The organism is Sphingomonas sp. Leaf28, from assembly GCF_001421685.1.
In the GTDB taxonomy this organism is placed as follows: Bacteria; Pseudomonadota; Alphaproteobacteria; order Sphingomonadales; family Sphingomonadaceae; genus Sphingomonas; species Sphingomonas aurantiaca.
The window spans coordinates 187501-204590 of sequence record NZ_LMKX01000007.1; the positions used below are offsets into that span (position 1 = coordinate 187501).

Consider the following 17090-nt stretch of genomic DNA (forward strand, 5'->3'; position numbering starts at 1 on the left):
GACGTGGCACGCTGCGATAAGCGTCGGTGAGCTGTGAGCAAGCATTGACCCGACGATTTCCGAATGGGGAAACCCACCTATCCCGATTAATCCAATCGCTGCGGTAACGCAGGGTATTGGGTTAATTAGGTTAGGTATCACTTAGCTGAATAAAATAGGCTTCGTGAAGCGAACCCGGCGAACTGAAACATCTCAGTAGCTGGAGGAAAAGACATCAACCGAGATTCCGTTAGTAGTGGCGAGCGAACGCGGGGAGTGAAACAGTACCTGAAACGGATTGCCTACAAGCAGTTGGAGGGCTTTTATGGCCTGACAGCGTACCTCTTGCATAATGGGTCTGTGACTTAATGTATCAAGCAAGCTTAAGCCGATAGGTGTAGGCGCAGCGAAAGCGAGTCTGAATAGGGCGCCAGAGTTTGATGTATTAGACCCGAAACCCGGCGATCTAGGCATGACCAGGATGAAGGTGCAGTAACATGCACTGGAGGTCCGAACCGATTAACGTTGAAAAGTTACCGGATGAGTTGTGTTTAGGGGTGAAAGGCCAATCAAGCCGGGAAATAGCTGGTTCTCCGCGAAAACTATTGAGGTAGTGCCTCGCACGAACACCTTAGGGGGTAGAGCACTGGATGGGCTAGGGGGTCGCGAGATCTACCAAACCTAACCAAACTCCGAATACCTAAGAGTGATATGCGGGAGACAGACGGCGGGTGCTAAGGTCCGTCGTCAAAAGGGAAACAGCCCTGACCTACAGCTAAGGCCCCCAAATCGTATCTAAGTGGGAAAGCATGTGGGACTTCCAAAACAACCAGGAGGTTGGCTTAGAAGCAGCCATCCTTTAAAGAAAGCGTAACAGCTCACTGGTCTAAACAAGAGGTCCTGCGGCGAAGATGTAACGGGGCTCAAGATACGTGCCGAAGCTTAGGGTGTGCCACTGATGTGGTACGCGGTAGCGGAGCGTTCCGTAAGCCTGTGAAGCGATCTGGTAATGGGTCGTGGAGGTATCGGAAGTGCGAATGCAGACATGAGTAGCGATAAAGAGGGTGAGATGCCCTCTCGCCGAAAGACCAAGGGTTCCTGCGCAAGGCTAATCCGCGCAGGGTGAGCCGGCCCCTAAGACGAGCCCGAAGGGGGTAGTCGATGGGAACCACGTTAATATTCGTGGGCCTGGTGGTGTGTGACGGATCATGTGTGTTGTCATCCCTTATCGGATTGGGATGGCTTCGAAATGGTTCCAGGAAATAGCCCCACCGTATAGACCGTACCCGAAACCGACACAGGTGGTCAGGTAGAGTATACCAAGGCGCTTGAGAGAAGTGTCCTGAAGGAACTCGGCAAATTGCCTCCGTACCTTCGGAAGAAGGAGGCCCTCACTATGCGCAAGCACTTTGAGGGGGCACAGGCCAGGGGGTAGCGACTGTTTAGCAAAAACACAGGGCTCTGCTAAGTCGGCTTCAAGACGACGTATAGGGCCTGACGCCTGCCCGGTGCCTGAAGGTTAAGTGGAGGGGTGCAAGCTCTGAAATGAAGCCCAGGTAAACGGCGGCCGTAACTATAACGGTCCTAAGGTAGCGAAATTCCTTGTCGGGTAAGTTCCGACCTGCACGAATGGCGTAACGACTTCCCCACTGTCTCCAGGACATGCTCAGCGAAATTGAATTCTCCGTGAAGATGCGGAGTACCCGCGGTTAGACGGAAAGACCCCGTGCACCTTTACTGCAGCTTCAGAGTGGCATTAGGAAGAAACTGTGTAGCATAGGTGGGAGGCTTTGAAGCATCGGCGCCAGCTGATGTGGAGCCATAGGTGAAATACCACCCTGTTTGTTTCTGATGTCTAACCTCGTTCCGTAAGCCGGAACAGGGACCCTCTGTGGCGGGTAGTTTGACTGGGGCGGTCGCCTCCTAAAGAGTAACGGAGGCGCGCAATGGTGGGCTCAGGACGGTCGGAAACCGTCTGTTAGAGTGCAATGGCATAAGCCCGCCTGACTGCGAGACTGACAAGTCGAGCAGAGACGAAAGTCGGTCATAGTGATCCGGTGGTCCCTCGTGGAAGGGCCATCGCTCAACGGATAAAAGGTACGCCGGGGATAACAGGCTGATAACCCCCAAGAGCTCATATCGACGGGGTTGTTTGGCACCTCGATGTCGGCTCATCACATCCTGGGGCTGGAGCAGGTCCCAAGGGTTTGGCTGTTCGCCAATTAAAGTGGTACGTGAGCTGGGTTCAGAACGTCGCGAGACAGTTTGGTCCCTATCTGCCGTGGGCGTCGAAATTTGAGAGGAGTTGACCCTAGTACGAGAGGACCGGGTTGAACATACCTCTGGTGTACCAGTCGTTCYGCCARGAGCGCAGCTGGGTAGCTATGTATGGACGGGATAACCGCTGAAAGCATCTAAGCGGGAAGCCTCCCTCGAGATAAGATTTCATAGAGCCGTCGGAGACCACGACGTTGATAGATCGGATGTAGAAGTGCGGTAACGCATGGAGCTAACCGATACTAATTGCTCTATTCGCGCTTGAGAGTCTCACACCATCAATGACAACACTGGGTTCGCCCATGTAGAAGTGCGGTAACGCATGGAGCTAACCGATACTAATTGCTCTATTCGCGCTTGAGAGTCTCACACCATCAATGACAACACTGGGTTCGCCCRGCACGTCAGACGATAGTGCGGATGATTAAGACGACGCCAGATTGCCAATCCCCTCGCCGTCGAGGGATTGGTCGAACACAYTACAAACCTTGCACGGTATCGATTTTAAAACCCTCAAGCTTCGCCGCAAGGCGACGCTCGAGGGACCCAGATATTCACGTACGCATGTCGCACCGGCTCCATTGCCTGGTGGCTATAGCGTCGGTGTCCGAACTCGGCCGTGAAACCCRACTGCGCCAATGGTACTATCGCTCAAGCGATGGAAGAGTAGGTCGTCGCCAGGCATTGAAGCCCGTGCAACATGCATCACACGCGAATATTAAAACCCATTCACAATTGTCTCATACCCCTTCGCTAACGCGAATGTCGCGGGGTGGAGCAGCCCGGTAGCTCGTCAGGCTCATAACCTGAAGGTCACAGGTTCAAATCCTGTCCCCGCAACCATTTCCCTACCACGACAACGCCGCCCTCACGGGCGGCGTTGTCGTTTGTGGCGCAGGTCTTAAAGCTCGACCAAAACCTTGGCGGAGGGGCGTTGCGTACGTTCGGCGCCGTCGGCGTCAGTTCCTACGCGGTTCGACTATAGCGCTCGACGCGCGAACGCCCCGTGTAGTCGACCGCTATATCCACGATGCACCCCAGGCATTCTCGGCTGTCGTCATCGATACCGCGTACACATATGGAATCGTCTATTGCAGGCCAACGCGTCCGGGTGCGTTGCCTAGCGACCAACGCTGGTTGGGTGCCTGCGGGCCGGCTGTTGCGTTTGCGCGCCGTCGCTGGTGCTGGCGGTGCAGCCGGTAAACGGAGTTGCTGCATTGCTCTTCTCCGTCTGGTGCGCTTCGCTACCAGCGAAGGATTTCTGGCGAGCAGGTCAGGGGTGGTAGCGGGTACCGATATGGCATTGGCGTATCGAGACGCGGTCCGACCGGAAAAGAGCAAATCGGTTTGCCGACCAGAGAGTGCGCGCAGAACGGAAATATAGAACGATCCGCTTTCTAGAGCCGCTGAAACTATCGGCGTCAGGCTGACGCCCCCGGAAAGCAGGATTACAGGCCGCTGCGGCATGTCGGCGAGGCAAGAGTCGCCAGCGGGAGGCGTGGTCTCCAACCGGTCGCCGACCTAGATATCACCATGCAGAAAGCGGGGACCGCCTTGGCCTGCCGCTTTTCGCTTGACCGAGACCCGGTAATACTTCCCGTTCGACGCATAGGAGATCGAGGAGTTTCGCTTCCGTTCCGGGGCACCGTCCGCTTCAACCGGAACGTCACATATCTGCCCGGCTTGTGGCGGAGCACGGGGTGGCCGTCCTGCGGCGTCAGAATGAATAACGTGATGTGGCTGCTCACGCGGATGCGTTCGACCACCGTAACCGAACGCCAACCGGTCCATCCGCCCTCCGCGGCCAATATCTCGTCCATCAGAACCGGCATTTTCGCGGGCGAGGGCACCAATCAGCCTGACTTCACGGTTGCTTACCTAACCGCCGTACCGAACTGCATCGGCCTGACGTCGATCCGCGTCCTGCCGCGACAGGGCACCGCGTTTTTGAACGCGGCGACGCTTTCGGACATCAGGCCGCACCCGTCGGCTAGGTCGGTGCCCCGTTCCTACCGATGAAGGTCGTGGCGTAAGGGATTTTGTGTAGCGCCTGCCGTCTCAGGTCGAGCCACCGTTCGAAATTTCGATCGCATGGGGACTCGCGACGCACCGTTGTGCATCGTGCCCGCGGAGGCATCGGCTTGCGGTCTGCGAGAAGACGAAAAAAGGGCGGCAGGTGGATGACCTGCCGCCCCAGATATCGGTCCCGAAGGTTCGATTACATGTCGATAGTCAGGCCGACGAACAGGTAGCGGCCGATGGCCTCGTAGATGCCCGGATAGGTGTTGCCATTGCCGAGCGAGCCGATCGGCGATGCTGCCGCACTCAGGATCGGCGGCGTCTTGTCGAGGATGTTGTTCACGCCCATGCGGTAGGTGAACTTGTCGGCGACCCGCACCGTTGCGGCCAGATCGAAATAGTTCTGCGCCTTCACGCGGGCATCGTTGACGAAGAACGGACCGCTGAGATCGCTGTCGCTGCTGGTGCGCTCGAACTTCGTTGCCGACAGGTACCGCCAGTTGCCGGACAGACCGATACCGTTCGGCGTCGTCAGCGATACACGAGCCTGATGACGCCACTTGGACATCGGATAGCCGCACTGCGCGCCGTACAGGCCTGCGCAATCGAACTTCGCACCAACCTTGTCCGACGTGAACTTGTCGACATAGGTGCCGTTGAACGACAGCCCGATCGTGCCGATGCTGTCCGACCGGTAGGTGTAACCCGCCGACGTTTCGATGCCCTGGGTCGTCAGCGTACCCGCATTGACGTTGGTATCGACGATGTAGCCGGCATTACCCTGCCACAACGTGCCGCTGGCATCGCGTTTGATGGCACTGCAGAACTGCTGGTCGGCGGTCTGGAGGCACTGCGCGATGATCGTGTCCGCGCCGATGACGCCGATGCGGTCCTTGAGCTTGATGCGGAAGCCATCGACCGACAGGTTGAAGCCCGGCAGGAACGACGGACGCAGGATCACGCCGGCGGTGAACGTATCGGCCTTTTCGGGACGAAGGTTCGGGTTGCCGCCTAGTAGCCCGTTATACTGCTCGGACGGGTTGGCCGCGATCAGGCCGAAACGGTTCGCAGGCACGCCGGTGAGTGCGCACTGCGCCGCGGTGTTGCCGTTGACCAGGCCGTTGACTGCGGCGCCTGCGCAAGGGTCCGTCGCACCGTCCAGCTGGACCGATTGCTGTGCGAACAATTCCTGCGTGTTCGGTGCACGCACCGCGCGGTTGTAGCCACCACGGAAGCGGATGTCCGAAATCGGCGCCCAGACCAGTTCACCCTTGTACGAGCTTGCCGACCCGGCGGTGCTGTAGCTCGAATAGCGATAGCCACCGTTGACGGTCAGCTCATTGAAGAACGGACGATCGCTGACGAGCGGCACCTGGATTTCGCCGAACGCTTCCTTGACGTTGTAGCTGCCGCGGATCGGCAGTGTCGCACCGCCCTGGCCGGCCAGATCGCCGCTCAGGAACGCGTTGTCGACTTCGAGGCTCAGCGATTCCTTGCGATACTCACCACCGACGTTCAGCGCGATGCCCTCGTTCGCGAACGGCGACTGAACGCCGTATTCGGCGCCCTTGAAGGTGAACGACGCGTTGAGGACCGTCTCCTTGTTCTCACCCGACTGGAAGCCCGGCGTCTGGACATAGTTCAGCGCTGCTGGGGAGATGCCAGCCGAACCGAAGATGTTCAGCGGTACGCAGTTCGGATCGGTACCGTCGACGACCGACCGGCAGACTGCCTGGCCGTTCGTCGCCGAACCCGGGCGCGTATCGGTGATGGCGTCGAGCGCGCGCGTCGTACGCGACACCGAGAACTCGTTGCGATACACCTGGTTGAACACGGTGCTGCCGAACTGGCCGTACGCCTCGTACGAGATACCCTTGTCGAGCGTGCCGCTCGCACCGGCAACGAAGCGGTATTGCGTGTGGCGGAGATCGGCCTGGCGACCGCCACCTTCGACGTTGCGGCGGCCGATGCGGACATTGGCCTGCTGGTACTGCGAACCGTCCGGGTTGGTCAGGTTGATGACGTTGCCGTTCGCGTCCCGCACCAGGTTGGTGTCACGGAAGAAGGTAGCCTTCTGTGCAGCCGACAGGAACGGGTTGTTGCTGTTCAGGACCGAGGTGTTGTTGAAGTCGCCCGACGGTGCGATCTGCGCCACCGAACGGTCGTCCATGAACATGAAATCGGCGTAGGGCTTGAACGCGTCGCTGACTTCGTACTTTGCGAGGAAGCCTGCGGTATAGCGTTTATCCGGACGCTGATAATAGTTCAGCGGGTTGGCGTTATACAGCGTCGTACCCGGGACGAGCTGGCCCGCAGAATTGAGTGTATAGCCGGTTGGCGGCCCGCCCTCGACAGCGTCGTTGAGCGAGAAGTTTGCCGGGAACGCGGTTGCGGATCCGCCGCAGACATAGTCGTTGCCGACATTGCCCGTCGGTGCGTTGAGACCGCACGCGCTGTAGTCACGCGAACCCTGCAGGATCGCACCGATCTTGCGATAGCCGCCATAGCCGACGATGTGGCCGCGGCCGTCGCTGGTGCCGACGCCAACCTTGAAGTTGATGTCGAACTGCGTCCCGTCGAACGACTGACCGGTCGGCGCCGAATTCCCGGCGGTGGTGTTCAGCGCCTTGAAGCGGTCGCTGCGGTTGTTGTGGTTATAGATGCCGCCCGATGCATCGACGCTGAAGCCCTCGTAATCGGTATCAAGCACGAAGTTGACGACGCCGCCAATCGCATCCGAACCATAAACCGAGCCTGCACCGCCGGTCAGCACATCGACGCGCTTGATCAGCGACGCCGGGATCATGTTGACGTCGGCAGCAGCACTTGCGGTGCTGCTCGACGACGGGTTGCCCGGCATCAGGCGGCGGCCGTTGATCAGCACCAGCGTGCGCGATTCACCCAGATTGCGCAGGTTGACCGTCGCCGTGCCGGTCGAGCCGTTCGATACCGACGAGTTCTGCGCGGCGAAGGCCGATGGCAGGCTGTTCAGAACGTCTTCGATGCGCGTCGCGCCGCGCAGCTTGATCTCTGCTGCGTTGACGACGGTCACCGGGCTGGCTGACGTCAGGTTGGGATTCGAGATACGCGATCCGGTAACGACGATGTCGCCGCCGCCGGTCGTCCCGGCTGCGGCCGGATCCTCGCTCGGCGTGTTGGAGATCGCAGGCGTCGTGGCGGCTGCGCCGTCATCGCTTGCCGTGCCCTGAGCCGCGGGGGCGGGGGCGGGGGCCGTTGCGGTCTGGGCAAAGGCCGGCAATGCGCCAACCGCGCCTGCCATCATCGTCGACGCCAGCAGGCAATCTCGAAACATGTGGTTACGCATAGTTTTAATTGGTCCCTTTTCGGTATCAGCGATTTCTCGCGTCACGCGATCATTTGGGGGTCGAAAAGCCCCGATGGCGTCGATTTTTACAAGGCGAGCCCGGCTTGTCCAAAACAAAGTTACAAATTGGTCCCAGTTCATCGCATTGCGACGGCGTTGTTGCTTAATGGCAACATTGCTGACGTGATGCAGCACCGGACGGGGCAGGCGCCGATTGCGGCATTCGGCATGTCGGCCTATCGCTCGACCTCACCGTAAAACCAGGGGGCGACATGCGGGGCACGATGACGTCGACAATCACCGGCTTGATCGGGGTCGCGGCGATTGCAGCGACGACCACCGCGGCCAAACCGCGCGATAGAGAACGTCCGCCTCTACTGCGCGCGGTAACGCAGTGCCGCGCCGTAGCGGAGGCTGCTGCCCGCCTCGCCTGTTTCGATCGATCGGTAGCCGCACTCGATGAAGCAGAGACCAACAAGGTCGTTGTCGTCATCGATCAGCAACAGGTGCGCGAAACGCGTCGCAGCCTGTTCGGCGTCTCGCTTCCCGACGCGGGCCTGTTCGGCAATGGCAACGCTCTGCCGCAGATCGAAACGACGCTCACCAGTGCGTCGGTGGATGACGCCGGGCGGTGGAGCTTCGTCCTCGCAGACGGCGCACGGTGGACGCAGACCGACGATTATATCATCGCGCGGCGGCCGCGGGCGAACGACACAGTCATCATAAAGCGCGCCGCGCTCGGCAGCTTTCGATTGAGCGTCGGCGGGCAGCCCGGTGTAAAGGCCAGGCGGCAGAATTAGCGCATAGGCAATGCTGGCGTGCCGACATGGATTTCGCGACCGCGCGTGAGTTCCGGCAGCCGACGAGATCCTTGCGCTGACGCGGAAAACAAGAAGGCACCGATCGATGAAGGCAACTGTCCATCGCGTTGTACATTGGGGCGCGCGCGCAGGTTTCTGTCTGTTGGCCACCAGCGCGATGGCACAGAGCGGGCCTATCCAGGCTCATCGCAATTCCAATCTTCAACGCCACTGGGATCAGAAATTTGATGTTACTCTTCCCAAGGGCGTGGCGTCAGATGACTTGAAGGGGCGTTGCTGGTCGCAGCCGGCGCTGGAATCATACGTGCTCAATGGCCGCTTCTGGATCGAAGACATCTACGGACTTCCCTACGGTTACGTCGACAGTCACTGCCTGAGAGAACAGCTTTCGAAGATGAATTCGAGCCTTAACGCGTCCTACAAGCTTCTTCTGCGGTCACTTGCCGCGAACCGACGTCAGACTATCACCGCGTCTGAACGGCGTTGGGTTGTCCAGCGAAATAGGGAATGCAACGTCGCGGACGGGGTCAGTTTCGTGATGTTGGGGTCGTTCGTGTGCCTCATGAACATGACAAATGACCGCCTGGATTGGATCACCGCGCGCCAACGATCGCTGGTCGCCCAATGGTTGAGGACGAATGTTTATGTGGTTTGATCGAGCATTGGTGGCACTCATGGTGCTGTCTGCCCCCGCGACCGCGCAAACGTCGAAGGACCGGGCACGCGCCATGGCGGGCGAACCGGCAAGGGCAGCGCAGCGGCTGACGCTGACGGACATACCTGTGCCGACCAGCAAGCCGACCGCGTTGTTCGACGGGCGCAGCCTGAAGGGCTGGACGCCTTGGCTGGGCTATGCCGATCCCTCGATCACCTACCAGCCGAACCCGGGCGTGCCGCCGATCGGTACCAGCCGGGACACCAGCGGCGACTTCGCCGTGCGCTCCGTCGATGGTGCGCCTGCGATCTGGGTGAAGGGCAAGACCTGGGGCAGCCTCGTCAACACGGCCGACCTTGGCGACTATCACCTGCGGCTGCAGTTCAAATGGGGGGCGAAGACTTGGGCGCCCCGCGCGACGCTGCCGCGCAACAACGGGCTGCTCTATCATACCCACGGCACCGCCGGCGACGTCTTCGGCACATGGCGTCCATCGGTCGAGTTCGAGATCATGACCGGATCGACCGGCATGATCGTCGCGGTGGGCGGCAAGCTGCGTGGGCGCACCGGCGTGACGTTCGATCCCGCGTTGGTCGAACCGCATCTTCGCTTCCGCGCCGGAGGCCGCGAGATCGACATCGTCAACGGCACCCCGACCTGGAACGTCGAGGCCGCGACCGATGCCGAGCGTCCGATCGGCGCGTGGAACACGCTCGACCTGTATGTCGTCGGCGACCGCGCGGTGCATGTCGTCAACGGCGTACCGGTCGCCGAAGTACACGACCTGGCGACGATCGCGCCCGACGGCACCCGGCGGCCGCTGACGCATGGCCAGATCCAGCTGCAATCCGAAGGCGCGGAGACGTGGTTCCGGGCGATCACGGTCGAACCGATCACGACACTTCCGAAGATCGTCGTCGCGGGACGGTAAACGTCCGGGGTCGCCGCGATGTCATCACGCCCGTTGCAAGCCGGGCTTGCCGCGCTCGGTCACGAAGCTGTCGTCAGTCGACAGCGTCCCGTTCCGCGTAGCGATCGTGTCCAGCACCCTCAGGTGGTCGCGGCCGACGTCACAGAGAACATAGCCACGGAAGTCCGTCAGCGCCTTAAGGTTCGAGTTCTCGGCGCGCGACGACCGTGTGTAGTCGTCATTCTCGCCGACTCCGTCCGCGCCCGAACTGATCGAGGTCGCGAGATATTCGCTGCTGATGATCTGGCCGTTGCCGTGATCCTCGACCAACGCGCCGAATCTTTCACCGCGGTGCATCTGCATAGGGGATCCTTCGGGCATCGACGTGTCGACAACCCGCAAGCTAGCGAGTGGACGGGTGCTGCGCTGTCATGTGATGAACCCGCTGTTCATCGTCATTCGCTTGCGTCCCTCGAACAGCAGTGCCCTGGCATAGGCGATTGGCGGTCTGTTTCGACCGTGATCCGCCATTGTCAGCCACGCCATGGCTTCGGCGACGCGTGCGGCGGGTTCGAGCGAGATGCGCGCGAGTTCGACGTCGAAGGGGGCGAAGTAGGCGGGTTCGCCCTGCCATTCGATCAGCCGGTCGCGGGCGCGTTCGATCGACCAGCCGTGCAGATGAATGCCGAGATCGACGAGCGCGCGGGCGACGCGGAAGATGAGCCAATGGACATGGCCGAGCGCGTCATGGGCGTCGGCATAGGCACCAGTCCGGTCCGCCAGTTGCTCGGCGTAGATTCCCCAGCCTTCGACGAACGCGGCGGCGTAGTCGACCCGGAGCGGGTGGGGCGGCCTGGCCCCCTCGAGCCCGAGCTGGATCATATGCCCGGGGAGGAGTTCGTGCGCCACGACGCTGGGCAAGGTCCAGCGGGGGCGGCGGCGGATTTCCTTGAGGTCGACGACATAGGTGCCAGGGCGGGTCGGCGTCGGAACGTCACGATAGCCGCCGCGGCCCGCGGCCATCTCCTGCGTCGTCAGCGCGCGGGCGCCGGCGGCGACGGACCATGGCGGAACTTCGCCGAACGCAGACCGGATATGCGCGCGCGCAGTGCCGAGCATGCGGTTCATGTCGGCGACCGCGCGCGCGCGCCCATCATCGGTGTCGGGATAGAGAAAGCGCTCGTCGCGCCACAGTCTGGCGCAGCGATCACCGATCGATGCCTTTGGCGCGCCGACGCTGTCGAACAGATCGGCGGCCCGTGCCTGGAGGCGGCTCAGTTCGGCGTAGAGTCGACGTTCGGCATAAGCAGGCGTCATCGATCCGAGCGAGCGCTCGAGTTGAAGCGCGTACCAGTCCGTTCCCCCGCGGAACCTCCCCACCCCGGGTGCGGAGGGGGCGGTGTCGCGCAGGCTTTCCAGCACCGCGATCTGTCGGTCGATAGCGGGATGTGCAGCCGCGGCGCGGAGCGCGGCGACCGTCCGATCGAGCGAGAGGCGCGGGAGAATTATGCCGGTTTCCGCGTCCGCCAGAACGGCCGCGGTGTCCGCGTCGATCTTTGCCGGATCGGGGCGTTGCGCCTTCCAGGCTCCGGTCGTCGGGGTGACCCGGTAGAGGCTGCGTCCGGTCCGGCCGAACCGCGATCGCGCGATGGCGGCGTCGATCGATAGACCGCTGCGGGCGGTAATCAGGTCCAGGCGGTCACCCGGTTTCAGCGCGCCCGCGTCGAAGCGAGCGAGCAGGCGGAGCGCGTCGTCCGGGTCGGTTGCGCCGGCCGCGTCGAGCGCCTCGCGCAGGGACGCACTGGACTGCGCGCCTGCGTTCACGGGCAGGATGATCGAGGACGCCAGGCCGCCCAGCACGCTTCGGCGGTCCGGGGTCATCGACGTCACGGTAGGGGGACTCGGTTGTTGGCCTGGGTGATCTCGGGCTCGTCACCCGCGAGTGTGACGCGCACGGCCAACGTAGCGCGATCGATGCGCGCCGGGCGTACCAGGTTGACGACCGCCATTTTCGGCCGAAGATCGAGCGGGGCGGATAGCGGCGGAATGCGTGCGGTCGCGACGACGTGTCCCGCCGCGTCGATCAGATCCGCGCGCCCGCCTTGGACCGCCTTCGCGCCGAGGCTGTGGACGGTGACCATCACGTTGCGCCCCTTCGCGACCACGTCGTCGGTGCCGATGCCGAGGTCTGCGCGCTCCTCCACGGGGGATCCCGGCTGTACCAGCGTGAAATCGAACACCGTCGTCCCGGGGGCGAACGTCACGTCGGTGCCGGCGCTGCGTTCGAGCGTCATGGCCTGCGCGTGGCCGATCGGCGTCAGCGTCTTGCCGCCGTCGGTGCTGCTCGACGCCTGCATCGACCAGCGGCCTGCGGTGACGGTCCAGGTCAACATCGTCGCGCGCTGCGCATGGTCGGTCGTGTTGTAGGCGATTACGCGGAACCTGGTCGGCGTCGCGCCCGGCAGCAGGATCGCGACGCGCTCGGCGGCGCCCGGCTCGGCGAAGCGCCAGCTGACCGTGTTGCCGGGCCAGCTCTGGTTACGGCGCAGCGCGATGCCGCCGAGGCGTTCGCGTTGCAGGATCTCGCTTGGCTGGTCGACGCGATCGCTCCACCAATGCCCGTCGGTGTACATGTCCATGTGCTGCGACTTGTCCGCGATCGCATCGGCATGGAGGGCTGCCAAGGGAGCGGTGTCACCGGTCGCGACCCAGGCGGTGTAGCGCGCGAACGGATCTTCGGATTTGCCCGCTGCCAGTGTCGCGCGCGCCGCCGCGCCGCCGGGGAGCGCGTCGAACGCGTTTTCGTTGAACTCGGCGAGCGCGCCGGGTCCAGCCTTCGCAAGTCGCGCGTTGATCGGGCGAAGATATTTCGCATCGCCGGTATAGCGCCACGCGGCCCAGGTCGCCTGCAACGACGTGGAAATACCCCCGCCGTCGCCGACGCGTTCGGCATCGGTGCGCCAGTTGATCTCGTTGGGATAGCGCCAGCTTCCGTCCGGACCCTGTTTGCCGTGCGCCATCCAGCCGTCGATCACGCCGGTGACCAGGCCTCGGGCGAGCGGATTGGCGTTGTAGAGGCCGACCAGCATCGGGCCATGCAGGACCGTGAAGGCATAGGGCTTCTGCCATTCCCATGCGCCCTCGCGGTACATTTTGCGGCCGCCATACCAGTTGCTGGCGAAGTGCATGTGGCCGGCGGGATTCTTGAGGATGACGCTCTGGAGTGCGCGCGTGGTGTCCATCAGGCGTTCGACAGCCTTCGGCTCGCCCCAGTTGAGATAGAGGCGCTCGGCGTTGCTGTTCAGCCCTTCCTCATAGGCATGGAGTTCGTCCGCGGTGACATAGCCGAGGCCATTCACGATCATGCCGTTCCTGTAGACCGCGTCCGACAGCGCGCGGAGCGAGGCGTTGATCTTGTCGGGCTCGACCCCCATCAGCGCGAGGCCCGGCCATTGCTGGGTAAGATCGGTGTCGTCGGAGATGCCGCCGCCGAAATCGCCGTACGCGACCTGCCGCTCGTCGATCCACCAGGTGACGAACTGGCGGACGCGCTTCAGGTCCTCGAGCTGGCGGAAGGCCCAGAGCGGGACGCCGGCGGGGGCGACCGGCTGAACGAACGCCGGCAGGTTCTCCGGGCGATAGTTGATGTCGGCCCAATAGGCGCGCGCACGCGCGTTGTCGGGGTCGACGCGAAGCAGATCGGACATGTCCGCGAACAGGCGCCGGTACAGCCCGGCGCGCTTGGAGGCGGTGTGCTCCTCGACGAGGAAGCCCCAATTGTCCTTCACCTGCGCCATGCGATCGGCGACGTGTTCGGACAGGGCCTCAGCGCGGGGCTTGAAGACGAGGCGGATCCTGGCGCCATCGAGTGCGGTGGCATCGAAGTCGGGGGCGGCGCTGGCGATCGTCAGATAGAGGCTGTCGTTCGGAAGGATGCGGTCGCGAAGGTCCAGCCATAGCGTGCGCGCCGCGTTGGGCCGCACCGAGACGGACAGGTCGATCATGTCGCGGCCCGGCCAGATCGGGTCCTTCACGCGGATATTGAGCGCGATCAGGCCGGCGCCATCGGGCCTGGCGTTCAACGCGGGGATGTCGATCGCGATGCCGTCGAGGCCGTCGCTGAGATTTTGCCAGCCATAATCGAACGCGCGCGCGAGCGGCCGGTCCGGGAGCGCGTCGCCGAAGCTTGCGGGGATCAGGATGTGGACGATCGGCGCGGCGTCTTTGCGACGAACCGGTGCGCCCGATGCGCCGCCGCTGCCTGCGCCGACCGCGGCTTTCAGCCCGGCGGACGGCATCGCGACGACGGTGCTGCGCTCGTCGGGGGCGAAGCGACCGGTGATATAGGCGTTGAGCGGCGTCAGCGCGGCCAGGTCGGCGGACGCGTTCGCGTCGACGGTGTAGGATAGCTTGAAGCTGCCGGCGGGTTCTTCGCCTGCACCGATGTCATAGGCCCAGAGTTCCTGGATCGGCTGTTCCTGCATCGTATTGATGAAGCTGAGCGTGCCGCCGGTGCGGGGCGCGAACTGGTCGACGCTGCGAACGATGCCTTGGCTGCGGTTGGCGATCGGGATGCTCCTCGTCCCGTCGCTCCAGTCGAGCTGGCCATAGGCCGCGCCACGGATCTCGACGCGGTTGACGCGTTCGCCGGCGGGGATCGTCAGGTCGTAGCGCTTGCCGCCGTCGACATAGGTGTTCCAGTCGGGCAGCTGGAAATAGTCGTCGCGGCCGGGCAGGCGCGAGCGGTTGTAGACGCCGGGCCAGGTTGTCTCGGCAATGCCGTCGACGCCTTTCCACATCCATTGCTTGAGGTCCTTCGCGTCGGCGAATTCGACCTTTCGAACGCGGGTTACGGCAGCGTCGAGAACGGGTGGGGCGGTCTTGTCCCAGCCGTAGCGGTGGAGCCATGCGGTGCGTTTGGCGGCGGGGTCGGATGGCCGCGCGGGGGAAGGCTCGCTCTTGTCGGCGAGCGCCGCGACGTCAGGGGCCGCGAGCATATGGTCGTAGACGCGGATCTCGTCGAGATCGGACCCGCGCATGAAATTATAGCGGCTCTGGACCTGGTGCGGGGACATCACGCGACCGGCGAGACCGAACTGGTCGAGGCCGCTGTCGAGGTCGGCCTTCTGATCCTTCCGGGCGACCAGCGCGCCATCGACGTAGAGTTGCACGCCGACCGTTTCGTCCCAGGCGAAGGCGATGTGCGACCAGGCGTCGGGGGCGGGGGCTTGCCGAATAGTCCAGGAAACGCGGATGCGCGACAGGTTCGCGTCGGTGACGAAAGCGTCGAAGCCGTGGCCGTTCCAGTCGATCCGCAGGAACGCCATGTCCCAGCTGGAATGGTCCGCGAACCCCGCGCGGAAGATCACGAACGGCGCTTCGCCGACCGGCGTGCGGGCCCGCCAGAAGAAGGCGAGCGTCCCGCGGTCGGCGCGCATGTTGCCCGGCGCCTTCCACGCGACATAGCCGTCGTCGGCCCAGCGCGCGGCACCGCCGATCGCGCCATCGGGGGTGACGTCGACGCCGCTGCGGAAATTGGGCACGGGGTCGCCTGTGGCGTAGTCGGCGGTCAGCGATGTGTCGGCGGAGGCGCGGAACAGAAGGCCGGTCGCGTCCTGCGCGGCGGCGGGCGCGATGCTCGCGGCTGCCAATGCGAGGGCGGACGAAGTGGCAAAACGCTTCACGGCTCTCTCCTTGGGGCCAATCGACATTGCGCGATCTGGCCGGGTCTCTCTGCGTCTCAAGCCTGTCCGCCGGTGCGCGCGAACAGGGAGGGCGGAGCGTCAGTCGGCGTCCACGCGCGCCAGCCTGGGCGAGAGCAGGTGCACGACGGTGATCGCGATCAGATACGTACTGCCCGCGACCGCGAAGATCAGCGTGTAGCTGCCTGTGGTCTGCAGGATATAGCCGGTGAACTTGGCCATCATCATGCCGCCGATCGCGCCGACGGTGCCGCCGATCCCGACGACCGACCCGACCGCGCCGCGCGGGAACATGTCCGAGGGGATCGTGTAGAGGTTTGCCGAGAACGCCTGATGCGCCGCCGTCGCCAGCCCGACGATCCCGACCGCGAGCCATAGATTGTCGACATATTGCGCAAAGAAGATCGGCATCACCAGAAACGCACAGGCCAGCATCGTGATCTTGCGCGCGAAATTGGCGCTGTACCCGCGCTTCATCAGCTTCGACGACGACCACCCGCCCGCCACGCTGCCCAGATCGGACAGCAGATAGATCGCGACCAGCGGCGGGCCGAAGCTCTTGAGATCGAGATTATAGGTTTTGGCGAGAAAGTCCGGCGTCCAGAACAGGAACAGCCACCAGATCGGATCGATCAGGAACTTGCCCAGCGCGTACGCCCAGGTCTCGCGGTAGCCGAGCAGCTTGATCCAGCCGATCTTCTTGGCCGGATCCGCCGGATCGCTCTCGATATGCGCGAGTTCGGCGGCCGACAGATTCGCCACCTCGCGGGGACGCCGATAGATCGCGATCCACGCGACCAGCCAGACCAGGCTGATCGCACCGGTGATGATGAACGCCATCCGCCAGCCGAACGCGATCGTGATGATCGGGACGATCAGCGGCGTGATGACCGCACCGATATTGGCGCCCGCGTTGAACACCCCGGTCGCGAACGCGCGTTCCTTGGCGGGAAACCATTCCGACACCGCCTTGATGCCCGCGGGGAAATTGCCCGCCTCGCCAAGTCCCAGCACCACGCGCGCCGCCGAGAACTGGAACGCGTTGCCCGCGAACCCGCAGAGCGTATGCCCGAGCGTCCAGATCACGAACGCGACCGAATAGCCGATCCGCGCACCCAGCACGTCGACGATCCGGCCGAAGCTCAGATACCCGATCGCATAGGCCGCCTGGAACCAGAAGATGACGTCCGCATAGGTCGTCTCGTTCCAGCCGAGTTCGGCGGAGATGGTCGGCTTCAGCACGCCAATCATCTGCCGGTCGACATAATTGATCGCGGTCGCGGCGAACAACAGGCTGCAGATCAGCCAGCGATAGCGGCCGATGGTGCCGCCTGCGCCGGCGCCGTCCGAGCCAGCCCCGGCCGCGCCTGGGTCCACCATGTTGATGCTCGCCATTGGCTCT

The 17090-nt window shown here is 63.1% G+C and carries 9 protein-coding genes, 1 tRNA gene and 2 rRNA genes (1 of these 12 running past the window's edge); 7 read left to right on the plus strand and 5 right to left on the minus strand.

Annotated elements, in window-relative coordinates; translation table 11 throughout:
• The 4 genes from ASE79_RS07455 to ASE79_RS07470 all read left to right on the plus strand — a co-directional run.
• Nucleotides 1-2522: ribosomal RNA gene (locus ASE79_RS07455) — 23S ribosomal RNA — on the plus strand (it extends 54 nt beyond the left edge of the window).
• Between the two features lie 318 nt (nucleotides 2523-2840).
• Nucleotides 2841-2939: ribosomal RNA gene (gene rrf, locus ASE79_RS07460) — 5S ribosomal RNA — on the plus strand.
• Nucleotides 2940-3022: 83 nt separating this feature from the next.
• Nucleotides 3023-3099, plus strand: a tRNA-Met gene (locus ASE79_RS07465).
• An 879-nt stretch (nucleotides 3100-3978) separates the two neighbouring features.
• Nucleotides 3979-4275: a hypothetical protein gene (locus tag ASE79_RS07470; RefSeq protein WP_156359597.1), complete on the plus strand. Its 297-nt coding sequence runs from the start codon at nucleotides 3979-3981 to the stop codon at nucleotides 4273-4275.
• 199 nt (nucleotides 4276-4474) lie between these two features.
• Here ASE79_RS07470 and ASE79_RS07475 read toward each other — a convergent pair whose 3' ends face one another.
• On the minus strand, nucleotides 4475-7588 hold the full coding sequence (locus ASE79_RS07475) for a TonB-dependent receptor plug domain-containing protein (RefSeq protein WP_235516799.1): 3114 nt from the start codon (nucleotides 7586-7588) through the stop codon (nucleotides 4475-4477).
• A gap of 296 nt (nucleotides 7589-7884) precedes the next feature.
• Between ASE79_RS07475 and ASE79_RS07480 the strand changes: the two genes are divergently transcribed.
• From ASE79_RS07480 to ASE79_RS07490, 3 genes are all read left to right on the plus strand, one after another.
• On the plus strand, nucleotides 7885-8400 hold the full coding sequence (locus ASE79_RS07480; protein WP_056415686.1) for a hypothetical protein: 516 nt from the start codon (nucleotides 7885-7887) through the stop codon (nucleotides 8398-8400).
• 106 nt (nucleotides 8401-8506) lie between these two features.
• Nucleotides 8507-9076, plus strand: a complete 570-nt coding sequence (locus ASE79_RS07485; RefSeq protein ID WP_082445161.1) for a lysozyme inhibitor LprI family protein — start codon at nucleotides 8507-8509, stop codon at nucleotides 9074-9076.
• Nucleotides 9077-9095: 19 nt separating this feature from the next.
• On the plus strand, nucleotides 9096-10007 hold the full coding sequence (locus tag ASE79_RS07490; protein WP_235516859.1) for a 3-keto-disaccharide hydrolase: 912 nt from the start codon (nucleotides 9096-9098) through the stop codon (nucleotides 10005-10007).
• Between the two features lie 24 nt (nucleotides 10008-10031).
• On the opposite strand, the gene ASE79_RS07495 is transcribed toward ASE79_RS07490, so the two are convergent.
• The 4 genes from ASE79_RS07495 to ASE79_RS07510 all read right to left on the minus strand — a co-directional run bounded on the left by ASE79_RS07495 (nucleotide 10032) and on the right by ASE79_RS07510 (nucleotide 17083).
• Nucleotides 10032-10349, minus strand: coding sequence for a hypothetical protein (locus ASE79_RS07495; RefSeq protein WP_056414179.1), 318 nt, complete (start codon nucleotides 10347-10349; stop codon nucleotides 10032-10034).
• 66 nt (nucleotides 10350-10415) lie between these two features.
• Nucleotides 10416-11867, minus strand: a complete 1452-nt coding sequence (locus ASE79_RS07500) for a DUF885 family protein (protein ID WP_156359598.1) — start codon at nucleotides 11865-11867, stop codon at nucleotides 10416-10418.
• Between the two features lie 5 nt (nucleotides 11868-11872).
• Entirely contained in the window at nucleotides 11873-15697 is a 3825-nt protein-coding gene (locus ASE79_RS07505; protein WP_056414186.1) for a LamG-like jellyroll fold domain-containing protein, read from the minus strand.
• Between the two features lie 72 nt (nucleotides 15698-15769).
• Nucleotides 15770-17083: an MFS transporter gene (locus ASE79_RS07510; RefSeq protein ID WP_056414189.1), complete on the minus strand. Its 1314-nt coding sequence runs from the start codon at nucleotides 17081-17083 to the stop codon at nucleotides 15770-15772.
• Nucleotides 17084-17090 lie beyond the last annotated feature (7 nt).

What these genes read in the sequence shown, in the direction of transcription:
- ASE79_RS07470 (WP_156359597.1), top strand. Translation starts at nt 3,979, where the DNA reads ATGAATAACGTGATGTGGCTGCTCACGCGGATGCGTTCGACCACCGTA.
- ASE79_RS07475 (WP_235516799.1), bottom strand. Translation starts at nt 7,588, where the DNA reads ATGTTTCGAGATTGCCTGCTGGCGTCGACGATGATGGCAGGCGCGGTT.
- ASE79_RS07480 (WP_056415686.1), top strand. Translation starts at nt 7,885, where the DNA reads ATGACGTCGACAATCACCGGCTTGATCGGGGTCGCGGCGATTGCAGCG.
- ASE79_RS07485 (WP_082445161.1), top strand. Translation starts at nt 8,507, where the DNA reads ATGAAGGCAACTGTCCATCGCGTTGTACATTGGGGCGCGCGCGCAGGT.
- ASE79_RS07490 (WP_235516859.1), top strand. Translation starts at nt 9,096, where the DNA reads ATGGTGCTGTCTGCCCCCGCGACCGCGCAAACGTCGAAGGACCGGGCA.
- ASE79_RS07495 (WP_056414179.1), bottom strand. Translation starts at nt 10,349, where the DNA reads ATGCAGATGCACCGCGGTGAAAGATTCGGCGCGTTGGTCGAGGATCAC.
- ASE79_RS07500 (WP_156359598.1), bottom strand. Translation starts at nt 11,867, where the DNA reads ATGACCCCGGACCGCCGAAGCGTGCTGGGCGGCCTGGCGTCCTCGATC.
- ASE79_RS07505 (WP_056414186.1), bottom strand. Translation starts at nt 15,697, where the DNA reads ATGTCGATTGGCCCCAAGGAGAGAGCCGTGAAGCGTTTTGCCACTTCG.
- ASE79_RS07510 (WP_056414189.1), bottom strand. Translation starts at nt 17,083, where the DNA reads ATGGCGAGCATCAACATGGTGGACCCAGGCGCGGCCGGGGCTGGCTCG.